General features: G+C 75.0%; 13 protein-coding genes, 1 rRNA gene and 1 pseudogene. 12 read left to right on the top strand and 3 right to left on the bottom strand.

Going from position 1 to position 14,722, the window contains the following annotated elements; all coding sequences use genetic code 11:
* From rrf to ACIP82_RS35730, 3 genes and pseudogenes are all read left to right on the top strand, one after another.
* Positions 1 to 87 (top strand): 5S ribosomal RNA (gene rrf, locus ACIP82_RS35720); the annotation flags it as partial.
* 437 nt (positions 88 to 524) lie between these two features.
* Positions 525 to 1,385: pseudogene (locus tag ACIP82_RS35725) on the top strand (tetratricopeptide repeat protein); the annotation flags it as partial.
* Between the two features lie 66 nt (positions 1,386 to 1,451).
* The gene (locus ACIP82_RS35730) at positions 1,452 to 2,279 is read left to right on the top strand and encodes a tetratricopeptide repeat protein (RefSeq protein WP_363613285.1); all 828 of its coding nucleotides are present in this window, start codon (positions 1,452 to 1,454) and stop codon (positions 2,277 to 2,279) included.
* Between the two features lie 97 nt (positions 2,280 to 2,376).
* Here ACIP82_RS35730 and ACIP82_RS35735 read toward each other — a convergent pair whose 3' ends face one another.
* A complete protein-coding gene (locus ACIP82_RS35735; RefSeq protein WP_363613287.1) occupies positions 2,377 to 3,747 on the bottom strand; it encodes a DUF1015 domain-containing protein in 1,371 nt (456 codons plus the stop codon).
* 92 nt (positions 3,748 to 3,839) lie between these two features.
* Here ACIP82_RS35735 and ACIP82_RS35740 point away from each other — a divergent pair, with 92 nt between their 5' ends.
* Positions 3,840 to 4,466 carry a tetratricopeptide repeat protein gene (locus ACIP82_RS35740; RefSeq protein ID WP_400659655.1) on the top strand — a complete coding sequence of 209 codons (627 nt, stop codon included), beginning with the start codon at positions 3,840 to 3,842 and terminating at the stop codon, positions 4,464 to 4,466.
* A gap of 99 nt (positions 4,467 to 4,565) precedes the next feature.
* Positions 4,566 to 5,609: an HAD-IIA family hydrolase gene (locus ACIP82_RS35745; RefSeq protein ID WP_363613291.1), complete on the top strand. Its 1,044-nt coding sequence runs from the start codon at positions 4,566 to 4,568 to the stop codon at positions 5,607 to 5,609.
* Positions 5,610 to 5,643: 34 nt separating this feature from the next.
* Here ACIP82_RS35745 and ACIP82_RS35750 read toward each other — a convergent pair whose 3' ends face one another.
* Positions 5,644 to 5,991: an SCP2 sterol-binding domain-containing protein gene (locus tag ACIP82_RS35750; RefSeq protein ID WP_363613293.1), complete on the bottom strand. Its 348-nt coding sequence runs from the start codon at positions 5,989 to 5,991 to the stop codon at positions 5,644 to 5,646.
* A 174-nt stretch (positions 5,992 to 6,165) separates the two neighbouring features.
* Between ACIP82_RS35750 and ACIP82_RS35755 the strand changes: the two genes are divergently transcribed.
* The 4 genes from ACIP82_RS35755 to ACIP82_RS35770 all read left to right on the top strand — a co-directional run bounded on the left by ACIP82_RS35755 (position 6,166) and on the right by ACIP82_RS35770 (position 9,181).
* The gene (locus ACIP82_RS35755; protein WP_400659659.1) at positions 6,166 to 7,149 is read left to right on the top strand and encodes a hypothetical protein; all 984 of its coding nucleotides are present in this window, start codon (positions 6,166 to 6,168) and stop codon (positions 7,147 to 7,149) included.
* A complete protein-coding gene (locus ACIP82_RS35760; protein WP_400659661.1) occupies positions 7,142 to 7,339 on the top strand; it encodes a hypothetical protein in 198 nt (65 codons plus the stop codon). Before ACIP82_RS35755 ends, ACIP82_RS35760 begins: the two co-directional genes overlap by 8 nt.
* 41 nt (positions 7,340 to 7,380) lie before the next feature.
* Complete coding sequence (locus tag ACIP82_RS35765) at positions 7,381 to 8,187, top strand: TlyA family RNA methyltransferase (protein WP_363613339.1); 807 nt, start codon at positions 7,381 to 7,383, stop codon at positions 8,185 to 8,187.
* A 91-nt stretch (positions 8,188 to 8,278) separates the two neighbouring features.
* Positions 8,279 to 9,181, top strand: coding sequence for an NAD kinase (locus tag ACIP82_RS35770; RefSeq protein WP_363613299.1), 903 nt, complete (start codon positions 8,279 to 8,281; stop codon positions 9,179 to 9,181).
* A 35-nt stretch (positions 9,182 to 9,216) separates the two neighbouring features.
* Here ACIP82_RS35770 and ACIP82_RS35775 read toward each other — a convergent pair whose 3' ends face one another.
* Positions 9,217 to 10,728, bottom strand: coding sequence for a PLP-dependent aminotransferase family protein (locus tag ACIP82_RS35775; RefSeq protein ID WP_363613301.1), 1,512 nt, complete (start codon positions 10,726 to 10,728; stop codon positions 9,217 to 9,219).
* Between the two features lie 134 nt (positions 10,729 to 10,862).
* Between ACIP82_RS35775 and ACIP82_RS35780 the strand changes: the two genes are divergently transcribed.
* The 3 genes from ACIP82_RS35780 to ACIP82_RS35790 all read left to right on the top strand — a co-directional run bounded on the left by ACIP82_RS35780 (position 10,863) and on the right by ACIP82_RS35790 (position 14,711).
* A complete protein-coding gene (locus ACIP82_RS35780) occupies positions 10,863 to 11,552 on the top strand; it encodes a hypothetical protein (protein WP_363613303.1) in 690 nt (229 codons plus the stop codon).
* Between the two features lie 75 nt (positions 11,553 to 11,627).
* Complete coding sequence (recN, locus tag ACIP82_RS35785; RefSeq protein ID WP_363613341.1) at positions 11,628 to 13,361, top strand: DNA repair protein RecN; 1,734 nt, start codon at positions 11,628 to 11,630, stop codon at positions 13,359 to 13,361.
* A gap of 168 nt (positions 13,362 to 13,529) precedes the next feature.
* Complete coding sequence (locus ACIP82_RS35790; RefSeq protein WP_400659666.1) at positions 13,530 to 14,711, top strand: glycosyltransferase family 4 protein; 1,182 nt, start codon at positions 13,530 to 13,532, stop codon at positions 14,709 to 14,711.
* Positions 14,712 to 14,722 lie beyond the last annotated feature (11 nt).

The raw sequence follows: 14,722 nt of genomic DNA on the forward strand, positions 1-14,722 counted from the left end.
GGTTACATTCCGAACCCGGAAGCTAAGCCTCACAGCGCCGATGGTACTGCAGGGGGGACCCTGTGGGAGAGTAGGACGCCGCCGAACAATTATTCAAGGCCGCGGCCCCAGCGATTCGCTGGGGCCGCGGCCTTTTTGTGTTTTGCGAACATGTGCAGTGCCGGCACACCAGGGACTTTCGCCCAGACGCGAGGTCTCCCGGGATGTCGGACAATGGAGATGGTGCCCGGCCAGGAGGCCGGCATCGAACCGCGTGAGGGCAGTCGTGTCGCCCGGTCCGCGGTGGAGCTGAAGCAGCAGAAGGAGTCACCACAATGTCGAACCAGCCCCAGGACCGTCCCGAGCGTCGATCGGACGACGGCCGCGGCTACGAGCCCCGGTCTCGCGGGGGCTGGTCCAACGACCGTGGTCCGCGTCGCGACGACCGTGACGACCGCCCGCGTCGTGACGACCGCCCCTCCGGCGGCGGCGGTTACCGTCGTGACGACCGTCCCTCCGGTGGTGGTTTCAACCGGGACCGTGACGACCGTGGCGGCGCCCGTCGCGATGACCGTCCGTCCGGTGGCGGTTTCCGCCGCGATGACCGCCCCTCGGGTGGTGGTTTCAACCGGGACCGTGACGACCGTGGCGGCGCCCGTCGTGACGACCGTCCGTCCGGTGGCGGTTTCCGTCGTGACGACCGCCCCTCGGGTGGCGGTTTCAACCGCGACCGTGACGACCGCGGTGGCTTCCGTCGCGACGACCGTCCCTCCGGTGGTTTCAACCGGGACCGTGACGACCGTGGCGGCGCCCGTCGCGATGACCGTCCCTCGGGTGGCGGTTTCCGCCGCGATGACCGCCCCTCCGGCGGCGGTTTCCGTCGTGACGACCGCCCGTCCGGTGGTGGTTTCAACCGGGACCGTGACGACCGTGGCGGCGCCCGTCGCGATGACCGCCCCTCCGGCGGCGGTTTCCGCCGTGACGACCGCCCCTCGGGTGGCGGTTTCAACCGCGACCGTGACGACCGCGGTGGCTTCCGTCGCGATGACCGTCCGTCCGGTGGCGGTTTCCGTCGTGACGACCGCCCCTCCGGTGGCGGTTTCCGCCGTGACGACCGCCCGTCCGGTGGCGGTGGTTTCCGTCGCGACGACCGTCCCTCCGGCGGCTACAGCCGCGACCGTGACGACCGTGGCGGCGCCCGTCGCGATGACCGTCCCTCCGGTGGTGGTTTCCGTCGTGATGACCGCCCGTCCGGCGGCTACAGCCGCGACCGTGACGACCGTGGCGGCTTCCGCCGCGATGACCGTCCCTCCGGTGGTGGTTTCCGTCGTGATGACCGCCCGTCCGGCGGCTACAACCGGGACCGTGACGACCGTGGCGGCCGGGACTACGACGACCGCCGGGGCAACTACGAGCCGGTCAAGCGCCTGCCGATCCCGGAGGACGTCACCGGCTTCGAGCTGGACGCGGACGTGCGCCAGGAGCTCAAGAGCCTGCCCAAGACGCTTGCCGACGATGTCGCCCGCAACCTGGTGATGGTCGCCCGTCTGCTGGACGGCGAGCAGGAGGAGGCGTACCAGTACTCGCGTATCGCGCTTCGCCTGGCCTCCCGGGTCGCCGCCGTCCGTGAGGCGGCCGGTTTCGCCTCCTACATGACGCAGCGCTACTCCGAGGCGCTGACCGAGTTCCGCGCCGCCCGCCGGATGACCGGCCGCGCTGACCTGTGGCCCGTGATGGCGGACTGCGAGCGCGGTCTGGGCCGTCCGGAGCGGGCGCTGGCGATGGCCGGCGAGCCCGAGGTGAAGCAGCTGGACAAGGCCGGCCAGGTCGAGATGCGCCTGGTCGCGGCGGGTGCCCGCAGCGACATGGAGCAGTACGACGCGGCCGTGGTCACCCTGCAGAGCCCGGAGCTGGCCTCCAGCTCCGTGCAGCCGTGGACCGCCCGTCTGCGCTACGCGTACGCCGAGGCGCTGATCGCGGCCGGCCGTGGCGAGGAGGCCCGCGAGTGGTTCGCGAAGGCCGCCGAGGCTGACACCGACGGTGCGACCAACGCCTCCGAGCGGCTGGCCGAGATCGACGGCCTGGAGTTCGTCGACGCGCTCGACCCGGAGCTGGACGAGTCCGAGCAGGACGAGCCGGCCGAGGCCCCGGCGGCGAAGTCGCGCGGCGGTGCGCCGGACGAGCGGGAGATCTTCGAGGACGAGGAAGACGTCGAGGAGTACTACGACGAGGACGACGTCGAGATCGACGAGGAGTTCGACGGCGTGGTGCCGGAGCGTTCCACCGACGAGAAGCGCTGACCGACGCGCCCGTCAGAACTGAGTGAGGCCCTGCCGCACCCCGGGAGTTCCCGGAGTGCGGCAGGGCCTCACTGCTGTGCCGGTCAACCGAGCCCGGTCAGCCCAGTTCGAGGCTGCGCAGGACCAGCCCGGTGGCGGGCTTCGGGCCGAAGGAGGTCGACTTCCGCGGCATGGTGACCCCCTGCTCGGCGAGCCGGCGGACCACGCTCTCGCGCACCGGGTGCAGCAGCACGGCGGTGCCGCCGGTCCGGGCGGCCTCGCGCTCGGCGGACACGGCGGTGTGCAGGTAGCCGATGTCGTCGGGGCCGTCGGGGACGCGCCAGGTGTGGTCGAGCAGCGTGGCGTGCAGGACGGTCGCGTCCAGGTGACGCCACTCCTCGGGGCGGTCGCTCGGCACGGTGGCGTCGATCAGGGACTCGTCCGGTTCGCCGATCAGCCAGTAGACGCCGTCGCCGCCGGTGAGCAGGAAGCCGGTGCCGCCGTGCCGTTTCTGCTCGGCGAGGGCCTGGAGGGCGGTGTCCAGCGGGCCCGGCACCTCCTTGACCTGCCAGCGGTCGCCCAGTTTCTTCAGCGCCTCGGCGACCGGCAGGCGGTACAGCACACGGTGGATCGCCCGGACCCGCAGCGGGTAGCGGGCGGTGTCGACCAGGAGTACCAGGCCCCGGTCCCAGGGGCTGCGCGGCAGGTGGCGGTGCTCGCGCTGGAGCCGCAGGTACATCTCCCACCGGTGGTGGCCGTCGGCGATCAACGCCCGGCAGGTGGCCAGGTCGCGGCCGACCTCGGCGATTTCGGCGGGATCGGTGACGGCCCAGAGCCGGTGGTGGGTGCCGTCGGTGGTGGTCGTGGTGAGCAGCGGTTCGCCCCGGACGGCCCGTTCGACCACCCCGGCGGCGCCGCCGTTGCCCCGGTAGGTGAGCAGCAGCGGTTCGAGGTTGGCCCGGGTGGTGCGCATCAGGCCGACCCGGTCGGCGACCGGCCGGGGCATCACGTCCTCGTGCGGGAGCACCACGCCGGCCTCCCGGCCGCTGACGGCGAGGGCGCCGACCAGACCGCGCTGCAGCAGCTCGGGGGAGTCGCCGGTGGCGGGGACGCGTTGCTCGTAGACGTAGAGCGCGGGCTCCGGGTCGGCGGCCAGGACGCCCTCGCGCTGCCAGTCGCGCAGCAGCCGGGCGGCGTGCCGGTAGCGGGTGTCGCGGTCGGGGCGGTCGCCGGCGTCGTTGGGCTCGGGGCGCGGCAGGATCAGCCGGACCACGTTGTGCGGGTCGGCGGTCTCCAGGTCGAGCCGGCGGCCGGGGTCGACGACGTCGTACGGCGGTGAGGTGACCGCGGCCAGGGTGCCGACCCGGTCGGGGACGTACCTCAGACCTCGGAAGGGGGACAGGGACAGACCTGCGGTGGCGACGTGCCCGGGATCGCCGGGGCCGCCCTGCGGAGACTCCACTCCGCTTTCTGCACTGGGTGTGCTCATTCTGGGCATCGTAATCGGGTACGCGTTGTTCAGAGATCTGAACGCCCGTGCCGATCGGTGGGGCGGGCGTCGTGACCGAGGGCGAGGTACGCATGAGCGGTAGGCAGGAGAGGGTGGACGGCAGCGGACCCGGTGAGCCGGGTATGCCCGCCCGGTCGGGCGGTGCCACCGGTGGGGACGGTCCGGCCGAGGGTGGCGGCGTGCCCGCGCAGGGGCGGACGGGGGATCCGGCGGGGGACGTCTACGACTGGTTCCGCCGGGGCGGGGCGCTGCTCGCGCAGGGGAACCCGGCGGCGGCCGAGCAGCTGCTGGCGCGGGCGGCCGCCGCCGAGCCGCACTCGCGCAGCATCCGGGAGACGCTGGCGCGGGCCCAGTTCGACGCCGGTTCGTACGCGGCGGCGCTGGAGAACTTCCGGGCTGTCGCCCTGGCGGACCCCTCGGACGACTACGCTCAGTTCGGGTGGGGTGTGTCGGCCGCCCGGCTGGGCGACTTCGAGACGTCCGCCGAGCATCTGGCGCTGGCCGTGGCGATGCGGCCGGAGACGGACCACTACCGGGCGGCGCTGCGGCAGACCCGGGCGACCCTGGCGGCCCGCGCCGGGGCGTTCGGCCCTCTGCTGCCGGGGGCGCCCGGGTACCTGGAGGCCCCGCGGGCGTCCGGCGCGCTGCCGGGGAACGCGGAGTCCGAGGTGCCGGCCGACGGGGATCCGACGCAGTGACCGCACCGAAGGCGTGACCGCGACGGACGCGGTGAGCGCAGTGAACGCAGTGACTTTCGACGCAGTGACTTTCGACGCAGCGAATGAGGTAGAGCAGGCATGACCGAGACGGCCACCACCGCGCGACGGACCGCCCCGGGCGGGAGTGAGCACCCGCTCACCGAGGCGTACGACACGGCGCTGCTGGACCTCGACGGCGTGGTCTACGCGGGCCCGAACGCGATCGAGCACGCCGTGGACTCGCTGGCGACGGCGCGGACGACCGGGATGCGGCTGGCGTACGTGACCAACAACGCCTCCCGGCCGCCCCGGGTGGTGGCCGCCCACCTGACCGAGCTGGGTGTGCCGGCCGAGCCCGCCGACGTGATCAACTCGGCCCAGGCGGCCGCCCGGGTGGTGTCCGAGAAGGTGCCGGCCGGGGCGAAGGTGCTGGTGGTGGGCGGTGCGGGCCTGGAGGAGGCGCTGGCCGAGCGCGGCCTGGTGGCGGTCCGCACGCTGGCCGAGGAGCCGCTCGCGGTGGTCCAGGGCTACGACGCCTCGGTCGGCTGGACGCACCTGGCGGAGGCCTCGTACGCCGTGCAGCAGGGGCTGCCCTGGGTCGCGTCCAACACCGACCTGACGGTGCCGACGGCGCGCGGCATCGCGCCGGGCAACGGGACGCTGGTCGCGGCGGTGCGCGCGGCGACGGGCGTGGAGCCGGAGGTGGCGGGCAAGCCGCTGCCGCCGATGCACCGGGAGACGGTGCTGCGGACGGGCGCGCAGCGGCCGCTGGTGGTCGGGGACCGGCTGGACACCGACATCGAGGGCGCGTTCAACGGCGGGGTGGACAGCCTGCTGGTCTTCACCGGGGTGACCACCGCGGCGGAGCTGCTGGCCGCGGTGGTGGAGCACCGGCCGACGTACCTGGCCGCGGACCTGCGCGGGCTGCTGGTGCCGCACCCGGTGGTGACGGAACAGCCGGGTGGCGGCTTCGGCTGCGGCGGCTGGACCGCGGTGGCCGAGGGCGGCGTGCTGCGGCTGGAGGGCGTCGGGGCGGACCGCTGGGACGGCCTGCGGGCACTCTGCGCGGCGGCGTGGACGGCGCTGGACGCGGACGGCGAGCCGGTCGACGGGCGGAAGGCGCTGGCCGAGCTGGGCTTCTGACCGGCCCCGACCCGTCCTGGGCGGGCGGCCGGGGTCAGAGGAGGGTGCGCAGCCGCAGCAGATCGCGGAAGCCGGCCTCCAGCCTGACCCGGCCGCCCGCCCAGGCGGCCGCGAAGTTGAGCCTGCCGTCGACCAGGGCCACCAGGTCGTCGCTGGCCATGGTGAGCCGGATCTCGGCCTTCTCGGCGGGGGCCCCGGGGGCCTCGGTGACGTCCTGGATCCGGCCGTCGCGGAGCCGTCCGGAGAAGGTCAGGTCGAGGTCGGTGATCCGGCAGGTGAGCGAGCGGTCGAGGGAGGCCGCCGTGCGGACGTCTCCGGTGGACTTCGCCATGTTCCGGCTGAGCTGCTCCAGTGCCTCACGGCACTCCTCGGCGTTGGCCATGGCGGTGGGTCCACTCCTCGGTACGGCGTCCGGCCTGTGGCGGGCGGCGGCGGTGACTGCGGGCCACGGTACCGCAGGAGGGTTTTGGCGGTAGCGTCGTCAGTGGGGTGCCCGGACGTTCCGGACACCCGACGGCGACGGAGCGATGCGCGCAGGCGCTTAGGAGGCACCCGGATGCTGCCGAAGACGGTGCGGGGAGCGGTGGAGGTCGCCGCCGGGCTGGTGGAGGAGGTCGGCAAGCGGGTCGTCGGGACGGCGGCGGAGCTGCTGGAACGGACCGGGATCGACGTCACCGAGGTGGAGCGCCGGTTCGGCGGGCAGTTCCCGCCGTCCGCCAAGCAGCTCCAGACGCTGGCGGAGGAGGCGGTCACCGCCGGACGGGCCGGGGTGGACCTGGCGGTCGGTGTGGCGCGCGGCGAGGTGGAGAAGGCCTTCGAGCGGGTCGGCGACCAGGTGACCAAGGTCGGTGTGGTGCTCGCCTATCTGGAGAGCAGACTGCGTGAGGTCCAGGGCGGGGACGGGCCGGCGGGTACGACGGTGGTGCCGGCTCCGGCTCCCCGGGCGGACGATCTGTTCGGGCGTGGCTGGGAGCAGGAGGACGGTCCCGCGGTCCGGGTGATCGGCGAGCCGATAGCGGCCGAGCGGGTCGAGGTCGACGAGCCGGTGGAGGTCGATCCGCCGGTGCCGCCCGCAAGGCCCGCGAAGGCCGTGCGGGAGGTCCGGGACGTCCGGGACGTGCAGGATGTTCGGGACGTGAAGGACTTGGAGCCCGAGAGCCCGGCACGCACCGGGGAACCCGTGGGTCCGGCCGAGCCGGCGGCGGGGAAGCCGGTGAAGAAGCAGGCCGGGAAGGCCACCGCGCGGCCGGCCACGGAGAAGCCGGCCCCGGCCGGGAAGGCCCCCACCGGAAAGACCCCCACCGGGAAGACCCCCACCGGGAAGGCCTCATCGGAGAAGGCCGCCACGGACAGGACCCCGGCCGCGAAGGCGCCCGCCAAGAAGGCCGCCGCCAAGAAGACGGCGGTGAAGAAGACCGCCGTGACGAAGAGCTCGGCCACCCGAAGGACAGCGGCCGCAGGGCAGGAGATGCCCGCCAAGCGGACCGCCACGAGGAAGACCACCGTCCGGAAGACCAGCACGAAGAAGCCCGATGCCTGATACCGAACCGATCACCGGGGAACTCCTGCCGCCGGGCGGCGAACCGGCCCCGACCGGCCACCCCGTCGTGGACGCCGGGCTGGCCCGGCTGGCGGCGCTGGACGGGGTGCCGACCGAGGCGCACCCCGCGGTGTACGAAGATGTTCACCAGCGGCTCACCGACACGCTGGCCGCGCTCGACCAGGAATGACCCGCCAGGAATGACCCGTAGGAGCTGAAACACCAGTGGCAGTGGCACGACGCCGTCTCGACGCGGAGCTGGTCCGCCGCAAGCTGGCCCGGTCGCGCGAGCACGCGTCCGAGCTGATCGCGGCCGGCCGGGTGACCGTCGGCGGCACCACCGCGACCAAGCCGGCCACCCAGGTGGAGACCGCGGCGGCGGTCGTGGTGGCGAAGGACGAGAACGACCCCGACTACGTCTCCCGGGGCGGTCACAAGCTCGCCGGGGCCTTCGCGGCGTTCGTGCCGCAGGGCCTGGTGGTCGAGGGGCGCCGGGCGCTGGACGCGGGCGCGTCCACCGGCGGGTTCACCGATGTGCTGCTGCGAAGCGGCGCGGCCGGGGTCCTGGCGGTGGACGTCGGCTACGGCCAGCTCGCCTGGTCGCTGCAGAGCGACGAGCGGGTGACGGTGATGGACCGCACCAATGTGCGCGAGCTGACCCTGGAACTGATCGGCGGCACCCCCGTCGACCTGGTGGTCGGCGACCTCTCGTTCATCTCGCTGGGCCTGGTGCTGCCGGCGCTGGCCGCCTGCGCCGCCGAGGACGCGGACCTGGTGCTGATGGTCAAGCCGCAGTTCGAGATCGGCAAGGACCGGCTCGGCAACGGCGGTGTGGTGCGCAGTCCGCAGCTGCGGGCCGAGATGGTCCGGCAGGTGGCCGGGCAGGCCTGGGAGCTCGGGCTGGGCGTGCGGGCGGTCACCGCGAGCCCGCTGCCGGGCCCGTCCGGAAACGTCGAGTACTTCCTCTGGCTGCGCCGGGACGCCCCCGCGCTGGACCCCGCGGAGGCGGACCGGGCCGTCGCCGAGGGCCCCCGATAGGGTGCTTTGCGGGCGTCCGGTCCGTCATGCTGAGTGACGCGGCCGCACCGGGCCGAGGGCGACCCGGCAGGCGTAGGGAGAGGGCAGCGGCATGAGTGAGGAACGTACGGTCTTCCTGATCGCGCACACCGGCCGGGAGGCGGCGCTGCGCAGCGTCGAGGGCCTGGTGCACGGGCTGCTGAAGGCGGGCATCCGGATCAGACTGCTCGCGGCCGAGGCGGTGGACCTGGATCTGCCGGACGGGGTCGAGCGGGTGGCCGGGGGGCCGGGCGCGGCGGACGGCTGCGAGCTGATCCTGGTCGCGGGCGGGGACGGCACGCTGCTGCGCGGGGCGGAGCTGGCGCGCGAGCACGGGCTGCCGATGCTGGGCATCAACCTGGGCCGGGTGGGCTTCCTCGCCGAGGCCGAACGGGACGATCTCGCGGTGGTGGTCGAGCGGGTGGTGGACGCCGACTACGAGGTCGAGGAGCGGATGACCATCGATGTCATCGTGCGGACCAACGGCGACGCGGTGCACCACGACTGGGCGCTGAACGAGGCGTCGATCGAGAAGGCCTCCCGGGAGCGGATGCTGGAGGTGGTGACCGAGGTCGACGGCCGTCCGGTCTCCAACTTCGGCTGTGACGGGGTGGTCTGCGCGACGCCGACCGGTTCGACGGCGTACGCGTTCTCCGGCGGCGGCCCGGTGGTGTGGCCGGAGGTGGAGGCGCTGCTGATGGTGCCGATCAGCGCGCACGCGCTGTTCGCCCGGCCGCTGGTGACCTCGCCGGACTCGGTGCTGGCGGTGGAGGTGCAGCCGAAGACGCCGCACGGGGTGCTCTGGTGCGACGGGCGGCGCTCGGTGGAACTGCCGGCCGGGGCGCGGGTGGAGGTACGCCGGGGCCAGACGCCGGTGCGCCTGGCCCGGCTGCACCGGGCGCCGTTCACCGACCGGCTGGTGGCCAAGTTCGCGCTGCCGGTGACGGGTTGGCGCGGGCGCTCGCAGACCCCCTGAGATCCTGACGGTCCCCGAGCCGCCCTGACGCCCAGTCAGACCGCCAGTGGCTGGCTGTCGTCGGTGGCGCTCCACCGGCCGCCGTCGGCCGCCCTGGCGGCGACGGCGACGAGTCGTTCGACGGCGGCGGGGACGGCCGGGGCGGGCACGGTGAGCGGGATCCGGATGTGGTTCTCGAAGGCGCCGTCGGAGCCGAAGCGGTTGCCCGCCGCGATCCGTACCCCGCCGTGTTCGCCGGCCCGGGCGATCGCCGCCCCGGACAGGCCGCCGGTGGCGACCCAGAGGCAGAGCCCGCCGGGCGGTTCGGCGTACGTCCAGCCGGGCAGGCGGGCGGCCAGCCCGGTGGCGAAGGCGGCGGCGGTGGCCCGCAGCCGGTCCCACTGGTGGGCGCGGACGGCCGGGAGCGGTTCGCCCATCAGCTCGGCGGCGATCAGCTGCTCCAGCACCGGGGCCCCGACGTCGCTGTAGACGCGCTCGGTGGCCAGCCGGCGGACCAGCGCGGGGGCCGCCCGCACCCAGCCGATCCGCAGTCCGCCCCAGAGCAGCTTGCCCGCCGAGCCGACGGTGACCACCTGGGCGGCCCGGTCCAGCGCGGCCGTCGGGCGGGGGAATCCGGCCCCTTCGGGCACGCCCCAGCCGAGTTCGGCGGTGGTCTCGTCGACCAGTACCACGGTGCCGGCGGCCCGGGCGGCGGCCAGCAGCTCGCGGCGCTGCTCCTCGCCGGTCAGCGCGCCGGTCGGGTTGTGGAAGTCCGGGATCACGTACGCGACCCTGGGTGCGGCGCCGCGCAGCACCCGGCGCCACTCGGCGAGGTCCCAGCCGGGCTGCTGCCGGGGGCCGCCCGGCCAGGCGTAGGGGACCGGCACCAGGCGGGCGCCGGCGAGCCGCAGCGCCTGGAGGGTGTGCGCGTAGCTGGGCGCCTCGACGGCGACCCGGTCGCCGCGGCCGATCAGCACCCGCTGGGCCAGGTGCAGACCGCCCATCGCGCCGGTGGTGATCAGGATCTGGTCGGGGGTGGTCGGCAGCCCGCGCTCGGTGTAGCGGCGGGCCACCGCCTCGCGCAGGACCGGGACGCCGGTCGGGAAGTGGCCGTGCCCGGCGGCGTACGCGGGCAGCTGTTCGAGGGCCCGGGCGGCCGCCGCGCCGAGGTGGGGCTGCGGGGCGGGCAGGGCGGCGACGCCGAGGTCGAGGGTGCGGCCCTGTTCGTCCGGCGGCACCGGGTGCAGCGCGTCACTGGGCGGCGGGGCGCCCTCGGGCAGGGCCGTCCAGCTGCCGGCGCCGCGACGGCTGCGCAGATAGCCGTCGGTGCGCAGGGTCTCGTACGCGGTGGCGACGGTGGTGCGGCTCAGCTCCAGGGCGGCGGCCAGTTCGCGCTCGGCGGGCAGGCGGGCGCCGACCGGCAGCCGGCCCTCGGAGACCAGCAGCCGGATCTGCCCGGCCAGCGTTCGGTAGGCGGGCCGGCGGGGGGTGGCGGGTTCGGGCAGCCGGGCGGTGCCGAGCAGCCGGGCGAGCGCGGGGGGAGTGACGGTGGTGTGCCAGTCGGCCATGGCTGATCAGTCCACTTGCTTGGAATTGGCCCTGGAGCGGGTCGCTTTGGCCTGCCCATCATGGCAGGGCGGCCGTCAAGTCCGCCACTGCCGGGCCTGTCGCCGGCGGTGCAGCACCACCAGCAGGAGACCCGATGGCCACCACGACCACGCCGACCCCCACGCCCACCGTCCGCCCGGAGCGGACCCCGCCCGCCGTCCGCCTGTTCGGCGACACCCACGCGCTGGGCCGCCGCCTCCCGCAGCTCGCCGTCGGGCTCTCCCTGTACGGCGCCAGCCTGGCGCTGATGCTGCGCTCCGCCCTCGGCCTCGACCCGTGGGACGTCTTCCACCAGGGCCTCCAGCGCACCGTGGGCCTCTCGGTGGGCGCCTGGGTGACCATCTGCGGCGCGGCCGTACTGCTGCTCTGGATCCCGCTGCGCCAGCGGCCCGGGGTCGGCACCGTCGCCAATGTGCTGGTGCTCGGGGTGACGATGGACCTCACCCTGCGGGTGGTCGGCACCCCCGGCGGACTGCCCGGCCGGATCGCGCTGATGACCGCCGGCATCGTGCTCAACGGCCTGGCCACCGGTCTCTACATCGGCGCCCGGCTCGGCCCCGGCCCGCGCGACGGCCTGATGACCGGCCTGCACCGGCGCACCGGCCGCTCGCTGCGGCTGATCCGCACCGGAATCGAACTGACCGTTCTGGCCGCCGGCGTTCTGCTGGGCGGCACCGTCGGCGTCGGCACCGTCGCGTATGCGCTGGCCATCGGCCCGCTCGCGCAGTTCTTCCTGCGCTGGTGCACCGTGCCCACCGCTTCGCGAACCTCCCGGAAGGGATGAACTTGCGGGCGCCAGGTTGCCGCTCGTCGCGCGCCGGGGGTGGAACCTCGTAAGGTCGTCACCGTGTTGGACGAGATGCGGATACGGGATCTTGGGGTCATCGACGATGCGGTGGTCGAACTGGCTCCCGGCTTCACCGCCGTGACCGGTGAGACCGGTGCGGGCAAGACCATGGTGGTGACCAGCCTCGGCCTGCTGCTCGGCGGACGCGCCGACCCGGGCCTGGTGCGCAACGGCACCGGACGCGCGGTCGTGGAGGGCCGCCTCGAACTGCCCGCCGGCTCCCCGGCGGCGGTCCGCGCGGTCGAGGCGGGGGCCGAACTGGACGACGGCGCGCTGCTGATCAGCCGGACCGTCTCCGCCGAGGGCCGGTCCCGGGCGTACGTCGGCGGCCGGGCCGTCCCGGTCGGGCTGCTCGCCGAACTCGGCGAGGACCTGGTAGCCGTCCACGGCCAGACCGACCAGCAGCGCCTGCTCCGCCCGGCGCGCCAGCGCGGCGCGCTGGACCGGTACGCGGGCGAGGCGGTGGCCGGGCCGCTGGCCCGCTACCGCGAGGTCTACCGGCGGCTGCGCGAGGTCGCGGCCACCCTGGAGGAGCTGACCACCCGGGCCCGCGAGCGCGCCCAGGAGGCCGACCTGCTCCGCTTCGGCCTGGACGAGGTCGCCGCCGCCGAACCGGTCGGCGGCGAGGACGGCGAGCTGTCCGCCGAGGCCGAGCGGCTCGGCCACGCCGACGCGCTCTCCTCGGCCGCCACGATGGCCCACGCCGCCCTGGCCGGCGACCCGGCCGACCCGGAGGCGCTGGACGCCGGGACCCTGCTCGCGCAGGCCCGCCGCGCGCTGGAGGCGGTCCGCCACCACGACGAGCGGCTCGCCGCCCTCGCCGACCGGCTGAACGAGGTCGGCTACCTCCTCGCCGACGTGGCCGGCGACCTGGCCGGCTACGCCGACGACCTGGACGCCGACCCGGTCCGGCTGGCCGCCGTCGAGGACCGCCGGGCCGTCCTGGCCCAGCTGCTGCGCAAGTACGGCGGCCCGGAGAACTCCCTCGCCGAGGTGATCGCCTGGGCCGAGGCGGGCGCCGCCCGGCTCGCCGAGCTCGACGGCGACGACGAGCGGATCGACGAGCTCGGCGCCCAGGAGACCGCGCTGCGCGCCGAGTTGGCCGATCTGGCGGCCGAGGTCTCGAACGCCCGGCAGGCCGCCGCCGGCCGCTTCGCCGAGGCCGTCTCGGCCGAGCTCGCCGAACTCGCCATGCCGCACGCCCGGGTGACCTTCGCCGTCGGCTGGGTGGACGACCTGGCCGGGCTCGAGGTCGACGGCCGCACTGTCGCCTACGGTCCGCACGGCGTGGACGAGGTCGAGGTGCTGCTCGCCCCGCACCCCGGCGCCCAGCCCCGCCCGATCGCCAAGGGCGCCTCCGGTGGTGAGCTCTCCCGGGTGATGCTCGCCGTCGAGGTGGTCTTCGCCGGTGCCGACCCCGTCCCCACCTATCTCTTCGACGAGGTGGACGCGGGCGTCGGCGGCAAGGCCGCGGTCGAGATCGGCCGCCGGCTCGCCAAGTTGGCCGAAACCGCCCAGGTCGTGGTGGTCACCCACCTGCCGCAGGTCGCCGCCTTCGCCGACCGGCACCTGGTGGTGGAGAAGACCAACGACGGCACCGTGACCCGCAGCGGTGTCAAGGTGCTGAACGACGAGGAGCGGGTGCGCGAACTCTCCAGGATGCTGGCGGGTCTGGAGGATTCCGAGCTCGGCCGGGCCCACGCCGAGGAGTTGCTCGCCGCGGCCAGGGCCCCGCGCCACCGCTAGCCGTACGGGCGGCGGCCCTACGGACGACGGCGACGCGCCCCTCGGTGGCGCCGACTGTCCAAGAGGGCCGCCGACCTGGCATGGTGGCGGCTGGACACTGGCTTTCCAGTCCCGAGCGCCGTCGGCGGGCAATCCTCGCAGCGCGGCGTGAGTACCTGATCGAGTCGGATGCGAGACGACGTGGACCATTCCGCCGCACGGGCCACCGCGGCCGCCCCCGAGCCGGGGCAGCTGCACGTGGTGCTCGTCCTGGCCGCCAGTACCGGCGGCATCGGTGCGCATGTGCGCTCCCTGGCACAGGGCCTGGTCGCGCACGGAGTGACCGTCACGGTCTGCGCCCCCGCCGGTACGGACGCGCTGTTCGGCTTCTCCCGCACCGGCGCCAGGTTCCACCTGGTCGACATCACCCCCACCGCGGGCGCCCGCAGCGACGCCACCGCGATCGGCGAACTGCGCCGCGCCTTCACCGGCGCCGACGTCGTGCACGCCCACGGCCTGCGCGCCGCCCTCCTCTCCGACCTGGCGCTGCGCACCGCGGGCCGCTTCCCGGGGCTGCGCCCGGAGACCCCGCTGGTGGTCACCTCGCACCACGCGCTGCTGGCCACCGGCATGGAGCGGAGGCTCCAGCGACTGATGGAGCGTCGGGTGGCACGCGCCGCCGACCTGGTCCTCGGCGCCTCCTCCGACCTGGTCGCCCGGGCCCGTGAACTGGGCGCCACCGACGCCCGGCTCGGCCCGGTGGCCGCCCCGCCGATGCCCGAGGGCCGGCTGGAGCGGGCCGGGGCCAGGGCCGCGCTGCTCGGCGACGGCCCGGACCGCCCGCTGGTGCTGGCGGTCGGCCGGCTCGTCCCGCAGAAGGCCTTCGGGGTGCTGCTGGACGCCTCCCGCGAGCTGTCCGCCCTGGACCCGCGGCCGCTGCTGCTGGTCGCCGGAGACGGCCCGGAGGCCCCCGGGCTGCGCGAGCGGGTGGCCGCCGAGCGGCTGCCGGTCCGGCTGCTCGGCTACCGCACCGATGTACCGGACCTGCTGGCGGCCGCCGACCTGGTGGTGGTCAGCAGCCGCTGGGAGGCCCGCTCCCTGGTGGTCCAGGAGGCGATGCGGGCCGGGGTGCCGGTGGTCGCCACCGCCGTCGGCGGTATCCCCGAACTGGTCGGGGACGCGGCCGTGCTGCTCCCGCCGGGCGACCCGGCCGCCCTCGGCCGGGCGGTGCGCGAGCTGTTGGCGGATCCGGCCCGCCGCGAGCGGCTGGCCGAGGCCGGCCGCCAGCAGGCCCGGACCTGGCCGGACGAGGCCGCCACCGTCGCCCAGGTGCTCAGCACCTACGACGAGCTGGTCCAGCGCAGCGCGTAGGGCCGGTCCGG

This window comes from Kitasatospora sp. NPDC088548 (genome assembly GCF_044753005.1).
Lineage (GTDB): Bacteria > Actinomycetota > Actinomycetes > Streptomycetales > Streptomycetaceae > Kitasatospora.

Bases quoted from the DNA above. Each gene is read 5' to 3' on its own strand.
- recN (WP_363613341.1), top strand. From the start codon at position 11,628: ATGCGGATACGGGATCTTGGGGTCATCGACGATGCGGTGGTCGAACTG.
- ACIP82_RS35780 (WP_363613303.1), top strand. From the start codon at position 10,863: ATGGCCACCACGACCACGCCGACCCCCACGCCCACCGTCCGCCCGGAG.
- ACIP82_RS35745 (WP_363613291.1), top strand. From the start codon at position 4,566: ATGACCGAGACGGCCACCACCGCGCGACGGACCGCCCCGGGCGGGAGT.
- ACIP82_RS35770 (WP_363613299.1), top strand. From the start codon at position 8,279: ATGAGTGAGGAACGTACGGTCTTCCTGATCGCGCACACCGGCCGGGAG.
- ACIP82_RS35775 (WP_363613301.1), bottom strand. From the start codon at position 10,728: ATGGCCGACTGGCACACCACCGTCACTCCCCCCGCGCTCGCCCGGCTG.
- ACIP82_RS35740 (WP_400659655.1), top strand. From the start codon at position 3,840: ATGAGCGGTAGGCAGGAGAGGGTGGACGGCAGCGGACCCGGTGAGCCG.
- ACIP82_RS35790 (WP_400659666.1), top strand. From the start codon at position 13,530: ATGCGAGACGACGTGGACCATTCCGCCGCACGGGCCACCGCGGCCGCC.
- ACIP82_RS35750 (WP_363613293.1), bottom strand. From the start codon at position 5,991: ATGGCCAACGCCGAGGAGTGCCGTGAGGCACTGGAGCAGCTCAGCCGG.
- ACIP82_RS35755 (WP_400659659.1), top strand. From the start codon at position 6,166: ATGCTGCCGAAGACGGTGCGGGGAGCGGTGGAGGTCGCCGCCGGGCTG.
- ACIP82_RS35760 (WP_400659661.1), top strand. From the start codon at position 7,142: ATGCCTGATACCGAACCGATCACCGGGGAACTCCTGCCGCCGGGCGGC.
- ACIP82_RS35735 (WP_363613287.1), bottom strand. From the start codon at position 3,747: ATGAGCACACCCAGTGCAGAAAGCGGAGTGGAGTCTCCGCAGGGCGGC.